We start from the raw sequence: 19,634 nt of genomic DNA, 5'->3' as shown, positions 1-19,634 counted from the left end.
GAAGGCATGACCTCCGACATCTCCCGCGAGCCCACCGCCGTCGACCTCGTCGCCGAGCGCTGGGTCGACACCCTCGTCGAGCTCGAGCCCACCCTCGGCACCTCGATCGGCCGCGCCGAGGCGAACCGCCGCCTCGGCGACCTGTCGCCGGAGGGCGTGGAGCGGGCGCGGGCGGCGACGGCCGCCGCGCTGGCCGAGCTCGAGTCCGCCGAGCCGGTCGACGCGGTCGACGCGGTGACGGTCGCCGATCTGGGGGCGGACCTGCGGCTGTCGCTCGAGGCGCACGCGGCGCAGCTGCCGCTCCGCGATCTGAACGTGATCGCCTCGCCCGCGCAGGAGCTGCGCGACGTTTTCGACCTGATGCCGACCGACTCCGTGAGCGACTGGGAGGACGTGGCGGAGCGGCTCCTCGCCGTCCCGGCCGCCCTCGCCGGCTACGCGGAGACCCTTCGCGCGGGCATCGGCGCCGGAGTGACGCCGGCGCGCCGCCAGGTCGGCCTCGTCGCTGAGCAGGCCGAGACGATCGCCGGCCCGCGGGGGTTCTTCGCCGCGCTGGCCGCAGACGCCGCTCCGGCCACCGGATCGCTGCCCGCGTCGCTCTCGCTGCGGCTCGAGGAGGGCGCGCGTCGGGCCTCCGCGGCCTACGGCGGCCTCGCCCGGTTCCTCCGCACCGAGCTCGCCCCGGCCGCGACGGAGCAGGACGCGGTGGGCCGCGAGCACTACGCGCTGCAGTCGCGCCGCTTCCTCGGCGCGGTGGTCGACCTCGACGAGACCTACGAGTGGGGGATCGAGGAGCTCGCGCGGATGACCGCCGAGCAGGAGGCGATCGCCCGCGAGATCCTGCCCGGCGCGAGCGTCGCCGAGGCGATCGCGCACCTCGACACCGACCCCGCCCGCACCCTGCACGGCGTCGACGCGCTGCAGCGCTGGATGCAGGAGACCAGCGACCGGGCCGTGAGCGAGCTCGCGGGCACCGCCTTCGACATCCCGGACGAGCTCCGCCGCCTCGAGTGCCGCATCGCGCCGACCCAGGAGGGCGGCATCTACTACACCGGCCCGAGCGACGACTTCTCCCGCCCGGGCCGGATGTGGTGGTCCGTCCCGCCGGGCGTCACCGAGTTCGCCACCTGGCGCGAGCTGACGACCGTCTACCACGAGGGCGTCCCCGGCCACCACCTGCAGGTGGGCCAGGCCGTGTACAACCGGGCGAGCCTCAACACCTGGCGCCGCCAGCTCGCCGGCAGCTCCGGGCACGCCGAGGGCTGGGCCCTCTACGCCGAGCGCCTGATGGAGCGCTTCGGCTACCTGGACGACCCGGCCGACCGCCTCGGGATGCTCGACGGGCAGCGGATGCGCGCCGCCCGCGTCGTCATCGACATCGGCGTGCACCTGCAGAAGCGGATGCCCGGCTCCTCGGACGTCTGGACGGCCGAGTCCGCCCTCGCCTTCCTGCGCGCGAACGTCAACATGGACGACGCCTTCGTCCGCTTCGAGGTCAACCGCTACCTCGGCTGGCCCGGCCAGGCGCCCTCCTACAAGATCGGCCAGCGGATCTGGGAGGAGCTGCGGGACGAGGCGAGCGCGCGCGACGGGGCGGACTTCTCGCTCGCGTCGTTCCACCGCCGCGCCCTCGATCTCGGCGGCGTCGGGCTCGACACGCTGCGCGCGAGCCTCGGCGCCAAGGCCTGACCTCCGGCGGGCCGGCGGGGACCGATGGAACCCGCCAGGACACGCGGAACGGGGCCCCTCGAGATTGCTCTCACCCCGGTCGGTTCGATAGTCTGGAACGTCACATTCGTGGCGCCGCCGTGCCCACGGTGCGCTGGAGATCCGGGACCACGGTCCGGGCTCTCGAGCTCCTCCCGGTCACGGCATCCCCATCACCTCCGCAGTGGTCACCACCGCGTCACGCCCTCGGGCGTGTCGGTGCCCGCCGCCCGATACCCATCCATCCTGGAGCATCCCTTAATGACAACCGCAACGACCGAAAAGGCAACCAAGCAGGTCGCGATCAACGACATCGGGTCTGCTGAAGACTTTCTTGCCGCGGTCGAAAAGACTCTGAAGTTCTTCAACGACGGAGACCTCATCGAAGGCACCGTCGTGAAGATCGACCGCGACGAGGTCCTCCTCGACGTCGGTTACAAGACCGAGGGCGTCATCCCCTCGCGTGAGCTCTCCATCAAGCACGACGTCGACCCCTCCGAGGTCGTCAACGTGGGCGACAGCGTCGAAGCCCTCGTCCTGCAGAAGGAGGACAAGGAGGGTCGCCTGATCCTCTCCAAGAAGCGCGCGCAGTACGAGCGCGCGTGGGGCGACGTCGAGAAGATCAAGGAGTCCGACGGTGTCGTCACCGGTTCGGTCATCGAGGTCGTCAAGGGCGGGCTCATCGTCGACATCGGCCTCCGCGGCTTCCTCCCGGCCTCGCTCATCGAGCTGCGCCGCGTCCGCGACCTCACGCCGTACCTCGGCCAGGAGATCGAGGCGAAGATCCTCGAGCTCGACAAGAACCGCAACAACGTGGTCCTGTCGCGTCGCGCGCTCCTCGAGCAGACGCAGTCCGAGAGCCGCACCACGTTCCTGAACAACCTGCACAAGGGTCAGGTCCGCAAGGGCGTCGTGTCCTCGATCGTCAACTTCGGTGCGTTCGTCGACCTCGGCGGCGTCGACGGTCTCGTCCACGTCTCCGAGCTCTCCTGGAAGCACATCGAGCACGCCTCCGAGGTCGTCGAGGTGGGCCAGGAGGTCACCGTCGAGATCCTCGAGGTCGACCTCGACCGCGAGCGCGTGTCGCTCTCGCTCAAGGCGACGCAGGAGGACCCGTGGCAGGTCTTCGCCCGCACCCACGCGATCGGTCAGGTCGCCCCGGGCAAGGTCACGAAGCTGGTCCCGTTCGGTGCCTTCGTCCGCGTCGCGGACGGCATCGAGGGCCTCGTCCACATCTCCGAGCTCTCGGGCAAGCACGTCGAGCTCGCCGAGCAGGTCGTGTCGGTCGGTGAAGAGGTCTTCGTCAAGGTCATCGACATCGACCTCGACCGCCGTCGCATCTCGCTCTCGCTCAAGCAGGCGAACGAGAACGTCGACCCCGAGGGCACCGAGTTCGACCCGGCGCTCTACGGCATGGCCACCGAGTACGACGACCAGGGGAACTACAAGTACCCCGACGGCTTCGACCCGGAGACCAACGAGTGGCGCGAGGGCTTCGAGTCCCAGCGCGAGGCCTGGGAGCAGGAGTACGCCGCTGCTCAGGCTCGCTGGGAGGCCCACAAGGCCCAGGTCGCCAAGTCGCAGGAGGAGGCCGCCACGGTCTCCGAGGGCGTCTCGGTCGGCGGCGGCTTCACCAACACCGAGTCGGCTGCCGGCGGCGGAACCCTCGCCGACGACGAGTCGCTCGCCGCACTGCGCGAGAAGCTGTCCTCGAACAACTGATCTGCGGCACCATCACGACGAACGGCCGGTCCCCTCGGGGGCCGGCCGTTCGGCGTTGCAGCAGGAGCCGACGGCGCGGGTCTCGATGCGCCGCTGCGCGGCTACTCGACCAGCATGGGCGGAGCCGCCCCGCTGCAAACATGCTGATCGAGTAGCCCGCGGAGCGGGCGTATCGAGATCCAGGCCCGCCCGGTGCGCAGCGCCGCTCGTTAGGCTTGCCGGGTGCATCTCGCAGCCCTCACCGGAGGCATCGCCTCGGGCAAGTCCACCGTCGCCCGCCGTCTCGCCGAGCTCGGAGCCGTCGTCGTCGACGCCGACCGGCTCGCCCGCGAGGTGGTCGAGCCGGGGGAGCCCGCGCTGGCCGCGATCGTCGAGCGGTTCGGCCCGGAGACCCTGCGCGCCGACGGCTCGCTCGACCGGGCGGCGCTCGGCGCGATCGTCTTCTCCGACTCCGCCGCCCGCGAGGACCTCAACGCGATCACCCACCCGGCGGTGTCGCTCCGCTCGCAGGAGCTGTTCGCCTCGGCGGCCGCCGCCGACCCCGCGGCGATCGTCGTCTACGACGTCCCGCTGCTCGCCGAGTCGCGCGGCGCGGGGGAGTTCGACGAGGTGATCGTCGTCCACGCCCCGCAGGAGACGCGCGTCGAGCGCCTCATCCATCTGCGCGGCATGACTGAGGCCGACGCCCGCGCTCGCGTCGGCGCGCAGGCGAGCGACGAGGACCGCCTGGCCCTCGCGGACGCCGTGATCGACGCCTCCGGAACTCTGGAGGAGACCCTGAGCCAGATCGACGCGCTCTGGGAGCGGCTGCGCCGCCCCTCAGTCTGAGCGCACCCGGTGGCGGGAGACCGTCAGGCCCTGCTCCTACAGTGGGAGGGCCGCAGCACGGGGGACGGCCCCAGCACGATCGCCGAGTCGAGGGGTACGACGCATGAGCGCTTCCGGAGCACGCCCACCCGCCTCCGACTCCCGGCGCCTCCTGCTCGCCTCCGGGGCGGGCGTCCTGCTCGGTGCGGGTGCGGGAGCCGCCGCGGGTGCGCTCACCGGCCGGACCGGACCGGCGCCGGTCCAGGTGATCAGCCGTCCCGCCGGCACGTCCCGCATCGTCGACGTGCACGACCACCTCGACGAGTCGCTCCCCGCGGGAGCCGCGCGCGACACCGCCGCGTGGCAGGCGGCGCTGGCGGCTGCCACCGTGCCGGAGGACGGGGTCGACCCGGCCGAGCACCACGCCGTTGTCACCGCGCCCGGCGGAAGCTTCGTCGTCGACGAGACGCTCTCCTGGGACGCCAGGGTGAGCATCGACGGCCACTGCGAGATCCGCTACGTCGGCACGGGCCCTGCGCTGCAGACCGTCGGCCCCGTGCTGCAATCGTCCGCCGCGGGATACACCCGCCAGCACCAGACCGTGCTGAGCGATCTGCACCTGATCGGCGACGGCTCGAACACCGGCATCGCCGTGAGCGCACCGTCCCACCTGCGCGAACCCGGGCCGAAGCCCGCCTACCTCTCGTTCGCGAACGTCGTCGCGCGGAGATTCGACACGGCGGTCGAGCTCGGGTCGCACGCCTACCTGCTCGAGTTCCGCTCGTGCTCGTTCCAGGGGAACCGTGTCGGAGTCGTGGCAGTGGAGGACGCCGTCGACTCGGGCGAGCGCATCGCCTTCCAAGGCTGCGACCTGACCAGCAACACCGAGAGCGCGCTCCAGATCCACGGCGACCAGGAGTTCTTCGTCGACCAGTGCTCGTTCGACACCTTCTCGACGAACCAGGGCCGCGCGGTCACGATCTCGCGCGGCCAGGCCCACTTCTCGCACTGCCACTTCGAGATGCAGATCCCCGACAACCACGGCTGGTTCGAGCTGGACGGCTGGGGTGCCCTGCTCTCGCTCACCGACTGCCGCTTCCTCGTCCGGGCGCGGAAGGAGGTCGACGGTGACGCCGAGCGCGGACTGATCCAGTTCTCGGGGGCAGGGGGCCAGCGGGCCGTCGTCCGGGGCGGGCAGTTCCAGGGCGGCAACTCGCGGCTGCCCTTCCTGGCGCGCGGCGACGGCGTCCTGACGATCTCGGACACGTCGGCTCTGCCCTCGACCGCGCTGCGGTTCCACGCGGCCGAGCGGATCCGCGGTGTGCTCGATCCGCACGGCTCGCGCTCGGTGCTCGCCGACGACTGGACGGCCGAAAGCGGGGCGTCCGTCGCGCCGGGGGACTCGCCGGTCGCGGGACTCCGCGCGCTGGCAGTCGAGGACGGGTCGGGCTCCGGCGCGGTCCACCTCTTCGTGCCGATCGCCGCGGGAGCGCGGGTGCTCGCGTCGCTGGACGCGCTCTACGAGGGCTCCGGATCCGTCGCGATCGATCTCGGCTTCTCGACCGCGCGACGGGCCGACGGCCTGGGGCGGGACTGGTACTCGGCGACCGACGTCTCGGCCCGCGACTCGTTCGCCGGCGTCCGGCTCGACGACGCCTACTCCCTCCCCGCGCCGGAGTGGGCGGTCTGCGCGGTGCTCCGCGTGCGCACCGACGGCATGGCCGCGGGCGACCGCCTCCACCTGCGCGACCTGCGCGTCTCCCGCCTCTGATCGGGCGCCCTCCTGCTGGTCGGTCTGCCGACTCGGCTTCCGGCGCCGGTGGATCTCGATACGCGCGCTGCGCGCGCTACTCGATCAGCATGCAACTGGCAGGTCCATGGTGGTCGAGCAGCCCCCCAGGGGCGCATCGAGACCCGGCGCCCCCAGCGGGTCGGTCTGCGGTACGGGTCGGCGCGAGCCCCGTTCGCCGTCGGCGCAGGGCCGCCCCGATGTCGGTGGTCGCGGTTACGCTTCGAGCATGGAGCCAACCCGTGCCGTGCACCCCTTCGAGGTCATCAGCGAATACCAGCCGAGCGGTGACCAGCCCGGAGCGATCGCCGATCTGAGCGCCCGGATCAACGCCGGCGAGACCGACGTCGTCCTGCTCGGCGCCACCGGTACCGGCAAGTCCGCGACCACCGCCTGGCTCGTCGAGGCCGTCCAGCGGCCGACCCTCGTCCTCGCGCACAACAAGACGCTCGCCGCGCAGCTCGCCAACGAGTTCCGCGAGCTCTTCCCCAACAACGCGGTCGAGTACTTCGTCTCCTACTACGACTACTACCAGCCCGAGGCCTACGTCCCGCAGACGGACACCTTCATCGAGAAGGACAGCTCGGTCAACGCCGAGGTCGAGCGCCTGCGGCACTCGACGACCAACTCGCTGCTCAGCCGGCGCGACGTCATCGTCGTCTCGACCGTCTCCTGCATCTACGGCCTGGGCCAGCCGGAGCAGTACCTCGAGGCGATGGTCGCGCTCCAGGTCGGCCAGCGGGTCGACCGCGACCGCCTGATCCGCAAGTTCGTCTCGATGCAGTACGCCCGCAACGACGTCGACTTCGCCCGCGGCACCTTCCGGGTCCGCGGCGACACGATCGAGATCATCCCGATGTACGAGGAGCTCGCGATCCGGATCGAGATGTTCGGCGACGAGATCGAGGCGCTCTACACGCTGCACCCGCTCACCGGGAACGTCGTGAAGAAGCTCGAGTCCGTCTCCGTCTTCCCCGGCTCGCACTACGTCGCCAGCCAGGACGTCATGCACCGCGCCATCGACACCATCCAGCAGGAGCTCGAGGTCCGCCTCGCCGACCTCGAGAAGCAGAACAAGCTCCTCGAGGCGCAGCGGCTCCGGATGCGCACCACGTTCGACCTCGAGATGATGCAGCAGATCGGCTTCTGCTCCGGCATCGAGAACTACTCGCGCCACATCGACGGCCGTGAGTCCGGCGAGGCGCCGCACTGCCTGCTCGACTACTTCCCCGACGACTTCCTCGTCGTCATCGACGAGTCGCACGTCACCGTGCCGCAGATCGGCGCGATGTACGAGGGCGACGCGTCGCGCAAGCGCACCCTGGTCGAGCACGGCTTCCGGCTGCCCTCGGCGATGGACAACCGCCCGCTGAAGTGGGAGGAGTTCAAGGGCCGCGTCGGCCAGACCGTCTACCTCTCGGCCACCCCCGGCCGCTACGAGATGGGGATCGCCGACGGCATCGTCGAGCAGATCATCCGCCCGACCGGCCTGATCGACCCCGAGATCGTCGTCAAGCCGACCAAGGGCCAGATCGACGACCTGCTCGAGGAGATCAAGCTCCGCACCGAGCGCGACGAGCGCGTGCTGGTCACCACCCTCACCAAGCGGATGGCGGAGGAGCTCACGGACTTCCTCACCGAGGCCGGCGTCCGGGTGCGCTACCTGCACTCCGACGTCGACACGCTGCGCCGCGTGGAGCTGCTCTCCGAGCTGCGCGCCGGCGTCTACGACGTCCTCGTCGGCATCAACCTCCTCCGCGAGGGCCTCGACCTGCCCGAGGTGTCGCTGGTCGCGATCCTCGACGCCGACAAGGAGGGCTTCCTCCGCTCGTCGACCTCGCTCATCCAGACCATCGGCCGCGCCGCGCGCAACGTCTCGGGCGAGGTGCACATGTACGCGGACAAGATGACCGACTCGATGAAGCTCGCGATCGACGAGACCGATCGCCGCCGCGAGAAGCAGGTCGCCTACAACCTCGACCACGGCATCGACCCGACCCCGCTGCGGAAGAAGATCGCCGACATCACCGACGCGCTCGCGCGCGAGGGAGCCGACACCGCGAAGCTGCTGGCCGGCCGCGACGCCAAGAAGAAGAGCCCGACGCCCAACCTGCGCCGCCAGGGTCTCGCCGCGAACGGCGGCAACGACCTCGAGGCGATCATCGCCGACCTCAACGGCCAGATGCTGCAGGCCGCCGGCGAACTGAAGTTCGAGCTCGCCGCGCGCCTGCGCGACGAGGTCTCCGAGCTCAAGCGCGAGCTGCGGCAGATGGAGAAGGCCGGGCACCTGTCCTGACCGATCCGGGTCGGCCCCCGCGGGCCGGCCCGGCGGTGCGGGCGGGGTCGACGAGCGCAAGTCGCGAGGTCCGGGATCAGCGGCCAGCGAACGCCCCGGGCGATGTCGGTGGCTCCGCATACACTTTCGAGGTGTCGATCCTGAACGCCGTTACGGACCCTTCCACCACCCCCTCACCCTCCTTCCACCGCTTCGTCTCCTCGCTGGACGAATCGGTGTCGAAGCTGGTGGTGAGCGGGGCCAGAGTGCACAACCTGCGCGATGTCGACCTCGAGATCCCCCGTGACTCGATGGTCGTCTTCACCGGACTGTCCGGCTCGGGCAAGTCCTCGCTCGCCTTCGACACGATCTTCGCCGAGGGCCAGCGCCGCTACGTCGAGTCGCTCTCCGCCTACGCGCGGCAGTTCCTCGGCCAGGTCGACCGGCCGGACGTCGACTTCATCGAGGGCCTCAGCCCCGCGGTGTCGATCGACCAGAAGTCGACCAACCGCAACCCGCGCTCGACCGTGGGCACGATCACCGAGATCTTCGACTACATGCGCCTGCTCTGGGCGCGCATCGGGATCCCGCACTGCCCCGTCTGCAGCGAGCCGATCTCGGCGCAGACCGTGCAGCAGATCGCCGACCAGCTGATGGAGCTCGACGAGGGCACCCGCTACCAGATCCTCAGCCCGGTCGTCTCGCAGAAGAAGGGCGAGTTCGTCGACCTCTTCAAGGAGCTGACCGCGGGCGGCTACTCCCGCGCCATGGTCGACGGGAAGCTCATCCAGCTGAGCGAGCCGCCGGTGCTGAAGAAGCAGTACAAGCACGACATCTCCGTCGTCGTCGACCGCCTCGTCGCCGGCCCGGACATCCTCGGCCGCCTGACCGACTCGCTCGAGACGGCGCTGCGCCTCACCGACGGCATCGTGCAGATCAACTTCGTCGACGGCGAGGGCGACGGCGCGTGGACGACGTACTCCGAGAAGCTGTCCTGCCCCAACAACCACCCGATCTCGCTCACCGAGATCGAGCCGCGCACCTTCTCCTTCAACGCCCCCTTCGGCGCCTGCCCCGAGTGCTCCGGCCTCGGCACGCGCATGTCGGTCGACGACGAGCTGCTGCTCGGCGACCCCGACCTCAGCATCGCCGAGGGCGTCATCATCCCCTGGACCACGCAGGGTAAGGGCCTCTTCCAGTACTACGAGAAGCTGCTCGACGGCCTCTCCCGCGACCTCGGCTTCAAGCTGACCACCCCGTGGAAGCGCCTCAGCTCGGAGGTGCAGCAGGCCGTGCTGCACGGCGACAACTTCGAGGTCAAGGTCAAGTGGAAGAACCGCTACGGCCGGGAGATGAGCTACACCTCCGGCTTCGAGGGCGTCGTGCCCTACATCGAGCGGCAGTACGTGCAGGCCGAGACCGACGTGCAGCGCTCGCGCTGGGCCGAGTTCCTCCGCGAGGTCGCCTGCCCCGTCTGCAAGGGCTCGCGCCTCAAGCCCGAGGTGCTCGCCGTGCTCGTGCACGGTGCGAGCATCGCCGACGTCGCCGACCTCAGCCTCGGCGACGCCCAGTCGTTCATGAGCGAGCTGCAGCTCACCCCGCGCGAGGCCACCATCGCCGCGCAGGTGCTCCGCGAGATCCGCGCGCGCCTCGACTTCCTGATCGAGGTCGGGCTCAACTACCTCAACCTCTCCCGTGCGGCCGGCTCGCTCTCCGGCGGCGAGGCGCAGCGCATCCGGCTCGCGACTCAGATCGGCTCCGGTCTCACCGGCGTGCTCTACGTCCTCGACGAGCCGAGCATCGGCCTGCACCAGCGCGACAACCGCCGGCTGATCGACACCCTGATCAAGCTGCGCGACCTCGGCAACACCCTGATCGTCGTCGAGCACGACGAGGACACCATCCGCACCGCCGACTGGATCGTCGACATCGGCCCCGGCGCCGGCGTCAACGGCGGCCGGGTCGTGCACTCCGGCTCCTACGAGTCGCTGCTCGAGAACACGCACTCGCTCACCGGCGACTACATCGCCGGCCGCCGCTCGATCGAGCTGCCGAAGAAGCGCCGCAAGATCGACCGCAAGCGCGTGATCAAGGTCGTCGGAGCCAACGCGAACAACCTGCAGAAGGTCGACGTCGAGTTCCCGCTCGGCACCTTCGTCGCGGTCACCGGCGTCTCCGGCTCGGGCAAGTCGACGCTGGTGAACGACATCCTCTACCGGGTGCTCGCCAATCAGCTCAACGGCGCCCGCAAGGTGCCGGGCAAGCACACCCGTGTCACCGGGCTCGAGAACCTCGACAAGGTCGTGCACGTCGACCAGAACCCGATCGGCCGCACCCCGCGCTCCAACCCGGCGACCTACACCGGCGTGTTCGACCGCATCCGCAACCTCTTCGCCGAGACCACCGAGGCGAAGGCCCGCGGCTACCTGCCCGGCCGGTTCAGCTTCAACGTCAAGGGCGGCCGCTGCGAGGCCTGCTCGGGCGACGGCACGATCAAGATCGAGATGAACTTCCTGCCCGACGTCTACGTCGCGTGCGAGGTCTGCGGGGGAGCGCGCTACAACCGCGACACCCTGACCGTGCACTACAAGGGCAAGAGCATCGCCGAGGTGCTCGACATGCCGATCGCCGAGGCGGCCGAGTTCTTCGAGCCGATCACCTCGATCCACCGATTCCTCAAGACGCTGGTCGAGGTCGGCCTCGGCTACGTCCGGCTCGGGCAGAGCGCGACCACGCTCTCCGGCGGCGAGGCGCAGCGCGTCAAGCTCGCCACCGAGCTGCAGCGCCGCTCGAACGGGCGCAGCGTCTACGTGCTCGACGAGCCGACCACCGGTCTGCACTTCGAGGACGTCCGCAAGCTCCTGCTGGTGCTCAACGGCCTCGTCGACAAGGGCAACACGGTCATCACCATCGAGCACAACCTCGACGTCATCAAGTCGGCCGACTGGCTGATCGACATGGGTCCCGAGGGCGGCGCGGGCGGCGGCCAGGTCGTCGCCATCGGCACCCCCGAGCACGTCGCGAAGGTCAAGGAGAGCCACACCGGCACCTTCCTCGCCGAGATCCTGCCGTGACGCGGCTCCGCCTCGCCGGTCGTCCCCGGAGGGCCGGGGGAGCGGGGGCGCGGGCATGACGCAGACCGTCGACTTCCGGCCGAAGCCGGGCGAGATCCCGACCCTCCCGGGCGTCTACCGCTTCAAGGACGCCCGGGGCCGGGTCCTCTACGTGGGCAAGGCGAAGAACCTCCGCGCCCGGCTCAGCAACTACTTCGCTCCGCTGCCGAGCCTGCACGAGCGCACCCGGCGGATGGTCACCTCGGCGTCCGGCGTCGAGTGGACCGTCGTCGGAACCGACGTCGAGGCGCTGCAGCTCGAGTTCACCTGGATCAACGAGTTCGATCCCCCCTTCAACGTCAAGTTCCGCGACGACAAGTCGTACCCGTACATGGCGGTGACCCTCGGGGACGAGGCGCCGCGGGTGATGGTCACGCGCAACTCGAAGATCCGCGGGGCGCGCTACTTCGGTCCGTACCCGAAGATCTGGGCGATCCACGAGACGATCGACCTGATGATCAAGGCGTTCCCGATCAGGACCTGCAACGACTCCAACTACAAGCGGGCGATGCAGAGCGGGAAGCCCTGCTTCGCCTCGCAGATCGGCCGCTGCGGCGGTCCGTGCTCGCACCGGGTGACCTTCGCGGAGCACCGCGCGATCGTCGACCGCTTCGTCGCGTTCATGGGCAGCCACGACCGCAAGATGATCGGCGAGCTCGAGCGCGAGATGCGCGAGGCCGCCGAGGCGATGCAGTACGAGCGCGCCGGCAAGCTCCGCGACCAGGCCGCGGCGCTCGACGCCGTGCTCGCCAAGAGCGCGGTCGTGCTGAAGGACAACGTCGACGTCGACCTGTACGCGATCGTGCACGACGAGCTGGCCGCCTCGGTGCAGCAGTTCCGCGTGCGGGGCGGCCGGATCCGCGGTGAGCGCGGCTGGGTCGTCGACAAGGAGCTCGACATGAGCACCGCCGAGCTCGTCGACACGGCCCTGCAGGCGGCCTACGAGGGCGGCGACATCCCGCCGCGCGAGGTCGTCGTGCCCGAGCTGCCCGACGACTCCGAGGCGCTCGAGGAGTGGCTGGGCTCCCTCCGCGGTGCCAATGTGCGACTGCGTGCGGCGCAGCGCGGCGACAAGGCGGCCCTCCTCGAGACCGCGACGCAGAACGCCAAGCACTCGCTGATGCTCTACAAGACCCGGCGGTCGGCGGACTTCACCGCCCGCACGCAGGCCCTGGAGGACATCCGCGACGCGCTCGGCATGGCCGAGGCCCCGCTGCGGATGGAGTGCTACGACGTCTCGCACCTCAGCGGCACGAACATCGTCGCGTCGATGGTCGTCTTCGAGGACGGCCTGGTGCGCAAGGACCAGTACCGCCGGTTCAGCATCGCGGAGTCGACCGACGACACCGAGTCGCTGCACCAGGTGCTGACCCGGCGCCTCGCCTACCTCAAGGAGCCGACCGAGCCCGCCGAGATCGATCCGGAAACGGGGGAGGCGAAGCGGCGCAAGTTCTCCTACCCGCCCAACCTCCTCATCGTCGACGGCGGGCAGCCGCAGGTCGCGGCCGCCCAGCGCGCGCTCGACGAATCGGGCGTCACCGGGATCACGCTCTGCGGGATCGCCAAGCGGCTGGAGGAGATCTGGCTGCCGGACTCCGACTTCCCGGTGATCCTGCCGCGCAACAGCGACGCGCTCTTCCTGTTCCAGCGGATCCGGGACGAGGCGCACCGCTTCGCGATCACCCACCAGCGCCAGCGGCGCAAGCGCGACATCTCCTCGCAGCTGGCGGAGATCCCGGGGCTCGGCGGAACGCGGGTGCGCGACCTGCTGAAGCACTTCGGCTCGGTCACCCGGCTGCGGGAGGCCAGCGACGCCGAGATCGCGGAGGTGAAGGGCATCGGGCCGACGCTCGCGGCCGCGATCCACGGGCACCTGCATCCCTGAAGTACCGCGGTCCAGGCGTGGGTGGGTCTCGATACGGCCCTGCGGGCCTACTCGACCAGCATGAAGCGGCTCGGGGCGCTCGCCTGACGAGAACGGACCCCGTTCATGCTGATCGAGCAGCCCGCGCAGCGGGCGCATCGAGATCCCCCCTCCGCCGGGTGCTCCGCTCAGGGCCACACCCTAGGCTGGAGGCCAGCCTCCCCGAAGGAGGGTCCGCGACCACCCCACACGAGCACGGAGACCCCATGAGCACCGAGAGCGAGCAGCAGAACGTGCTGATCGTCACCGGGATGTCCGGAGCCGGACGATCCACCGCCGCCAACGCGCTGGAGGACCTCGGCTGGTACGTGGTCGACAACCTCCCGCCGCAGATGCTGCGCCCGCTGGTGGACCTCGCCCAGCGCGCGGGTGACACCGTGCCCAAGGTCGCGGCCGTCGTCGACGTCCGCGGGCGGGACTTCTTCGCCGACCTCGGCGAGATCGTGCGCCAGCTGCGCGTCGGCGTCGATCTGCGCGTCGTCTTCCTCGAGGCCGCCGACGCCGCTCTCGTCCGCCGCTTCGAGCAGGTCCGCCGCCCGCACCCGCTGCAGGGGCGCGGCACGCTCCTCGACGGCATCTCCGCCGAGCGGACCCGCCTGGCGCAGCTGCGCGAGTCGGCCGACATCGTGATCGACACCTCCGACCTCAATCCGCATCAGCTCGCGACCACGATCACCACGCGGTTCGCCGAAGCCGGCCGCGCGGGGCTGCAGATCACCGTGATGAGCTTCGGCTTCAAGTACGGCCTTCCGACCGACGCCGACATGGTCGCGGATGCGCGCTTCCTGCCCAACCCGTACTGGATTCCGGAGCTCCGCCCGCACACCGGTCTCGACGAAGAGGTGAGAGACTACGTGCTGGCCCAGCAGGGCGCGGAGGAGTTCATCGACTCCTACTCGCGCGCCCTCCGGCCGGTGCTCGACGGCTACCAGCGCGAGAACAAGCGCCACGCGACCATCGCCATCGGCTGCACCGGCGGCAAGCACCGCTCGGTCGCCGTCGCCGGCCGCGTCGCGGCCCGACTGGCCGAGCTGCCGGGTGTCGCCGTCAACGTGGCGCACCGCGACCTCGGCCGAGAATGATCCCCGCGCGCTCCGCCGCGCACCCGACGTAAGGAAAGAAGACTCCGTGGCCCTCACTGCAGATGTCAAGGGCGAACTGGTCGCGATCGTCTCGCGCAAGAACACCGTCCGTGCCGCTGAACTGGCGACCATCCTCCGCTTCTCCGGAGGACTGCACATCATCTCGAACCGCCTCGCGGTCGAGGTCGAGCTCGACTCCGCCCCCCTGGCCACCCGCGTCCGCCGCGACCTCGCCGAGCTCTACGGCGTCCGCAGCGAGGGCAGCATCGTGTCGGCCGGCGGCTCGCGCCGCACGACCAGCTGGCTCGTCCGGGTCGTCGAGGGCGGCGACACCCTCGCCCGCCAGACCGGTCTGCTCGATCAGCGCGGCCGTCCCGTCCGCGGCCTGCCGAACCGGCTGACCACCGGCACCCGCGAAGAGCTCGCCGCCGTCTGGCGCGGCGCCTTCCTCGCGCAGGGCTCGCTCACCGACCCCGGCCGCTCGGCCGCCCTCGAGGTGATCTGCCCCGGCAACGAGGCGGCGATGGCGATCGTCGGAGCGGCGGGCCGTCTCGGCGTCCAGGCCAAGTCGCGCGAGGTGCGCGGCGTGCACCGCGTGGTCGTCCGCGACGGCGAGAGCATCAGCGCGATGCTCACCCTGATGGGCGCGACCTCCACCGTCGCCAGCTGGGAGGAGCTGCGCCAGCGCCGCGAGGTGCGGGCGACCGCCAACCGCCTGGTCAACTTCGACGACGCGAACCTCCGCCGCTCCGCGCAGGCCGCCGTCGCCGCGTGCTCCCGCGTCGAGCGCGCGATGGAGATCCTCGGCGAGGACATCCCCGAGCACCTCCGCTACGCCGGCCGGCTCCGGCTCGCCCACCGCGACGCCAGCCTCGACGAGCTCGGCCACCACGCCGACCCGCCGATGACGAAGGACGCGGTCGCCGGCCGCATCCGCCGCCTGCTCGCGATGGCCGACAAGCGCGCCACCGACCTCGACATCCCCGGCACCGACGCGAATCTCCCCGCCGAGCTCCAGGACCTCTGAGCCCCGCGCGAGCCGACGGGCCGTCGGGCGCGCGAACGCTGAGTGTCTCCTGGTTGAACGGAGGAAACGCTCCGAGTGCGGAGGGCGGCTCTCACTAGACTGGAAAGGTCGCTCAGGACACCCCGGCACACCCTCCCGCACAGCGGTGAGGGGCCGTGAGACCCGGCGGATCACTGAGGTCGACGACCACGAACAGGAGATCGCACATGGCTGACTACACGCTCGCCGAACTGCCCTACGACTACTCGGCTCTCGAGCCGCACATCAGTGGACGGATCATGGAGCTCCACCACGACAAGCACCACGCGACGTACGTGACCGGGGCGAACACCGCCCTCGCCGCGCTGCAGGAGGCTCGCGACAGCGAGAACCTCGCGAACGTCAACAAGCTCCAGAAGGACCTGGCGTTCAACCTCGCCGGTCACGTGAACCACACCGTGTTCTGGAACAACCTCTCGCCCGACGGCGGCGACAAGCCGACCGGCGAGCTCGCCGCGGCGATCGACGAGAACTTCGGCTCGTTCGACAAGTTCAAGGCGCACTTCACCGCCTCGGCCCTCGGCATCCAGGGCTCCGGCTGGTCGATCCTGGCCTGGGACTCCCTCGGCCAGAAGCTGCTCATCGAGCAGCTCTACGACCACCAGAGCAACCACGCCGCCGCGACCGTGCCGGTCCTGCTGCTGGACATGTGGGAGCACGCCTTCTACCTCGACTACGTCAACGTGAAGGCCGACTACGTCAAGGCGTTCTGGAACATCGTGAACTGGGCGGACGTCTCCGCGCGCTTCGAGAAGGCCCGCCAGAACACTTCCGGCCTCCTGCTACTGTCGTAGCGATTCCGGCGTCCCGGGTCCCGATCCGGGACGCCGCTCTCGCAGCGATCCACACCCTCCACTGCACCGTCGAGGTGCCCTTCCTCTCCAGGAGATATCTGTGTCCGTCAAGATCGGCATCAACGGCTTCGGCCGTATCGGCCGTAACTTCCTCCGTGCGGCCCTCGCCAAGGGCAGCGACCTCGAGATCGTCGCGGTCAACGACCTCACCGACAACAAGGCGCTCGCGCACCTCCTGAAGTACGACTCCATCACCGGCCGCCTCGACGCGACCGTGGAGCTGGACGGCGACAAGATCGTCGTCAACGGCAAGCCGATCATCGTGCTCGAGGAGCGCGACCCCGCGAACCTCCCCTGGGGCGAGCTGGGCGTCGACGTCGTCATCGAGTCGACCGGCCGCTTCACCAAGTCGGAGGACGCGCGCAAGCACATCACCGCCGGCGCCAAGAAGGTCATCGTCTCGGCTCCCGCTACCGGCGACGACGTCGCGACCATCGTCCTCGGCGTCAACGAGGGCACCTACGACCCCCAGGTCCACGACATCGTCTCGAACGCGTCGTGCACCACGAACTGCCTCGCGCCGCTCGCCAAGGTCCTGCTCGACAACTTCGGCATCGAGCGCGGTCTGATGACCACGGTCCACGCCTACACCGCCGACCAGAACCTGCAGGACGGCCCGCACAGCGACCTCCGTCGCGCGCGCGCCGCCGCGGTCAACATCATCCCGACGTCGACCGGTGCCGCCAAGGCCCTCGGCCTCGTCATCCCCGAGCTCGTCGGCAAGCTCGACGGCTACGCGCTGCGCGTCCCGGTCCCGACCGGCTCGATCACCGACCTCACGGTCGAGCTGTCGAAGTCGGCCACGGTCGAGGAGATCAACGCGGCCTACAAGGCCGCCGCCGAGGGCGACCTCAAGGGCATCCTCAAGTACACCGAGGACCCGATCGTCTCGAGCGACATCGTCACCGACCCGCACTCCTCGATCTTCGACGCCGGCCTGACCAAGGTCATCGGCAACCAGGTCAAGGTCGCCTCCTGGTACGACAACGAGTGGGGCTACTCCAACCGCCTCGTCGACGTCGCCGAGCTCGTCGCCGGCAAGCTCTGAGTCACGACTCCGTGACGAGTGACACCGTGACGCTCCGCACTCTGGACTCACTGGGCTCCCTCGCCGGCACGCGCGTCGTCGTCCGCTGCGATCTGAACGTCCCCCTGAAGGACGGAACGATCACGGACGACGGCCGCGTGCGCGCGTCGGTGCCCACGCTCCAGCGGCTCGTCGCCGAGGGTGCCCGAGTCGTGGTCGTGAGCCACCTCGGCCGCCCCGACGGCGCCCCCGACTCGAAGTACAGCCTCGCGCCTGTCGCGAAGCGCCTCGGCGAGCTCCTGGACGCCCCCGTCTCGTTCGCCGAGGACACGGTCGGCGACTCCGCCTCCGCCGCGGTCGACGCCCTCGAGGACGGCCAGGTCGCCGTGCTCGAGAACCTCCGCTTCAACCCGGGGGAGACCAGCAAGGACGCGGACGAGCGCCGCGCCTTCGCCGAGAAGCTCGCCGCCTTCGGCGACGCGTTCGTCTCGGACGGCTTCGGCGTCGTGCACCGCAAGCAGGCGAGCGTCTACGAGCTCGCCCAGCTGCTGCCCAGTGCCGCCGGAACGCTGATCGCCGCCGAGCTCGAGGTCCTGGACCGCCTGACCGAGAAGCCGGAGCGCCCCTACACGGTCGTCCTCGGCGGCTCGAAGGTCTCGGACAAGCTCGGCGTGATCGAGCACCTGCTCCCGCGGGTCGACTCGATCCTCATCGGCGGCGGCATGCTCTTCACCTTCCTCAAGGCCCAGGGCCACGAGGTCGGCAAGAGCCTGCTCGAGGCCGACCAGATCGACACCGTCCTCGGCTACCTCGCGAAGGCGAAGGAGCTCGGGGTCGAGATCGTCGTCCCCACGGACGTCGTCGTCGCCTCGAAGTTCGGAGCCGACGCCGAGTACGTGACGGCCCCCGCCGACGCGATCGAGGACACCGCCTTCGGCGCGGACGGCCTCGGACTCGACATCGGGCCCGACACCGCGAAGCGGTTCGCCGAGGTCGTCGCGGCCTCGAAGACCGTGTTCTGGAACGGACCGATGGGCGTCTTCGAGCTCGAGCCGTTCGCGGCCGGCACGAAGGCCGTCGCCCAGGCCCTCACCGAGGTCGACGGACTCAGCGTCGTCGGCGGCGGAGACTCGGCCGCCGCGGTGCGCGCCCTCGGCTTCGAGGACGGGCAGTTCGGCCACATCTCGACGGGAGGCGGAGCCAGCCTCGAATTCCTCGAGGGGAAGCGCCTCCCCGGACTGGAGGTCCTCGGATGGCAGTGACATCCCGCATCCCGCTCATCGCCGGCAACTGGAAGATGAACCTGGACCACCTCCAGGCCATCGCCTTCGTCCAGAAGCTCGCGTGGAGCCTCAAGGACGCCGACCACGACTTCGACGGCGTCGAGGTCGCGGTGTTCCCGCCGTTCACCGATCTGCGCCCCGTGCAGATCCTCGTGGACTCCGACAAGCTGCCGCTCAAGTACGGCGCGCAGGACCTGTCGAAGTTCGACAGCGGGGCCTACACCGGTGAGATCTCCGGCCAGTTCCTCAAGCAGCTCGACTGCGACTACGTCATCGTCGGCCACTCGGAGCGTCGCACGCTCCACGGCGAGACCGACGCGGACATCGCTGCGAAGACGGCCGCGGCCGTCAAGCACGGCGTCCCGCCGATCGTCTGCGTCGGCGAGACCGCCGAGGACCTCGAGAAGCACGGCCCGTCCGCGGTGCCGGTCGCGCAGCTGAAGGAGGCCCTCACCGGCCTGCCTTCGGACGCCGACCTGGTCGTCGCGTACGAGCCGGTCTGGGCCATCGGCTCCGGACAGGCCGCCACGCCCGAGCAGGCCCAGCAGGTCTGCAAGGCCCTCCGCGACGTCGTCGCCGACATCCTCGGCGCCGACACCGCGGCGAAGACGCGCATCCTCTACGGCGGCTCCGTCAAGTCCGGCAACATCGCCGGCTTCATGCGCGAGCCCGACGTCGACGGCGCCCTCGTCGGAGGCGCCAGCCTCCAGGTCGACGAGTTCGCCGCGATCGCAAGATTCCGGAACCACGTCGGAGTCTGAGCTACTGCGACGAAGAGGGGCGGGCCCACTGGGCCCGCCCCTCTTCGTCGTCCAGGCCGCTCCCTGCGCGGCCTGGCGCAGTCGGCTCGGTCGTGTGGTTGGGTCCTGTAGAGCGTCCTGCGTCCGGCCACGACGATTCGCTGGCACGCGAATCGCCGGTTGCCCTCGCCGCCGCGCGGCGGACTTCCGTCTCCGCGGTACTTCTCACCCCAGTGCTGGTGGGG

Annotated in this window: 13 protein-coding genes; all 13 read left to right on the top strand. The window is 70.3% G+C overall.

Features of this window, described 5'->3' with window-relative positions:
- The first annotated feature begins 6 nt into the window (after positions 1-6).
- The 13 genes from C1I64_RS08150 (at position 7) to tpiA (ending at position 19,410) form a co-directional block, all read left to right on the top strand.
- Positions 7-1,689: a DUF885 domain-containing protein gene (locus C1I64_RS08150; protein WP_127886875.1), complete on the top strand. Its 1,683-nt coding sequence runs from the start codon at positions 7-9 to the stop codon at positions 1,687-1,689.
- Positions 1,690-1,968: 279 nt separating this feature from the next.
- A complete protein-coding gene (gene rpsA / locus C1I64_RS08145; RefSeq protein WP_123446259.1) occupies positions 1,969-3,429 on the top strand; it encodes a 30S ribosomal protein S1 in 1,461 nt (486 codons plus the stop codon).
- A gap of 222 nt (positions 3,430-3,651) precedes the next feature.
- Positions 3,652-4,257, top strand: a complete 606-nt coding sequence (coaE, locus tag C1I64_RS08140) for a dephospho-CoA kinase (protein WP_127886874.1) — start codon at positions 3,652-3,654, stop codon at positions 4,255-4,257.
- 103 nt (positions 4,258-4,360) lie between these two features.
- Positions 4,361-6,007, top strand: coding sequence for a hypothetical protein (locus tag C1I64_RS08135; RefSeq protein WP_127886873.1), 1,647 nt, complete (start codon positions 4,361-4,363; stop codon positions 6,005-6,007).
- A 247-nt stretch (positions 6,008-6,254) separates the two neighbouring features.
- Positions 6,255-8,321 carry an excinuclease ABC subunit UvrB gene (uvrB, locus tag C1I64_RS08130; RefSeq protein WP_123446262.1) on the top strand — a complete coding sequence of 689 codons (2,067 nt, stop codon included), beginning with the start codon at positions 6,255-6,257 and terminating at the stop codon, positions 8,319-8,321.
- A gap of 203 nt (positions 8,322-8,524) precedes the next feature.
- Positions 8,525-11,374: an excinuclease ABC subunit UvrA gene (gene uvrA, locus C1I64_RS08125; RefSeq protein ID WP_123446568.1), complete on the top strand. Its 2,850-nt coding sequence runs from the start codon at positions 8,525-8,527 to the stop codon at positions 11,372-11,374.
- Positions 11,375-11,429: 55 nt separating this feature from the next.
- Positions 11,430-13,298, top strand: coding sequence for an excinuclease ABC subunit UvrC (uvrC, locus tag C1I64_RS08120; protein ID WP_123446263.1), 1,869 nt, complete (start codon positions 11,430-11,432; stop codon positions 13,296-13,298).
- 245 nt (positions 13,299-13,543) lie between these two features.
- Positions 13,544-14,419 carry an RNase adapter RapZ gene (gene rapZ / locus C1I64_RS08115; protein ID WP_127886872.1) on the top strand — a complete coding sequence of 292 codons (876 nt, stop codon included), beginning with the start codon at positions 13,544-13,546 and terminating at the stop codon, positions 14,417-14,419.
- 46 nt (positions 14,420-14,465) lie between these two features.
- Positions 14,466-15,446 carry a DNA-binding protein WhiA gene (gene whiA, locus C1I64_RS08110; protein WP_123446265.1) on the top strand — a complete coding sequence of 327 codons (981 nt, stop codon included), beginning with the start codon at positions 14,466-14,468 and terminating at the stop codon, positions 15,444-15,446.
- Positions 15,447-15,652: 206 nt separating this feature from the next.
- Entirely contained in the window at positions 15,653-16,279 is a 627-nt protein-coding gene (locus C1I64_RS08105) for a superoxide dismutase (RefSeq protein ID WP_123446266.1), read from the top strand.
- A 100-nt stretch (positions 16,280-16,379) separates the two neighbouring features.
- Entirely contained in the window at positions 16,380-17,387 is a 1,008-nt protein-coding gene (gene gap / locus C1I64_RS08100) for a type I glyceraldehyde-3-phosphate dehydrogenase (protein ID WP_123446267.1), read from the top strand.
- A 26-nt stretch (positions 17,388-17,413) separates the two neighbouring features.
- Positions 17,414-18,628: a phosphoglycerate kinase gene (locus C1I64_RS08095; RefSeq protein WP_127886871.1), complete on the top strand. Its 1,215-nt coding sequence runs from the start codon at positions 17,414-17,416 to the stop codon at positions 18,626-18,628.
- Positions 18,619-19,410: a triose-phosphate isomerase gene (gene tpiA, locus C1I64_RS08090; protein WP_127886870.1), complete on the top strand. Its 792-nt coding sequence runs from the start codon at positions 18,619-18,621 to the stop codon at positions 19,408-19,410. The genes C1I64_RS08095 and tpiA overlap by 10 nt, the downstream gene beginning before the upstream one ends.
- Positions 19,411-19,634: the final 224 nt, after the last annotated feature.

It is taken from the genome of Rathayibacter festucae DSM 15932 (assembly GCF_004011135.1).
In the GTDB taxonomy this organism is placed as follows: Bacteria; Actinomycetota; Actinomycetes; order Actinomycetales; family Microbacteriaceae; genus Rathayibacter; species Rathayibacter festucae.
This window is presented reverse-complemented; position numbering and strand designations above follow the sequence as displayed.

Bases quoted from the DNA above. Each gene is read 5' to 3' on its own strand.
- C1I64_RS08150 (WP_127886875.1), top strand. From the start codon at position 7: ATGACCTCCGACATCTCCCGCGAGCCCACCGCCGTCGACCTCGTCGCC.
- rpsA (WP_123446259.1), top strand. From the start codon at position 1,969: ATGACAACCGCAACGACCGAAAAGGCAACCAAGCAGGTCGCGATCAAC.
- C1I64_RS08135 (WP_127886873.1), top strand. From the start codon at position 4,361: ATGAGCGCTTCCGGAGCACGCCCACCCGCCTCCGACTCCCGGCGCCTC.
- uvrB (WP_123446262.1), top strand. From the start codon at position 6,255: ATGGAGCCAACCCGTGCCGTGCACCCCTTCGAGGTCATCAGCGAATAC.
- uvrC (WP_123446263.1), top strand. From the start codon at position 11,430: ATGACGCAGACCGTCGACTTCCGGCCGAAGCCGGGCGAGATCCCGACC.
- rapZ (WP_127886872.1), top strand. From the start codon at position 13,544: ATGAGCACCGAGAGCGAGCAGCAGAACGTGCTGATCGTCACCGGGATG.
- C1I64_RS08105 (WP_123446266.1), top strand. From the start codon at position 15,653: ATGGCTGACTACACGCTCGCCGAACTGCCCTACGACTACTCGGCTCTC.
- tpiA (WP_127886870.1), top strand. From the start codon at position 18,619: ATGGCAGTGACATCCCGCATCCCGCTCATCGCCGGCAACTGGAAGATG.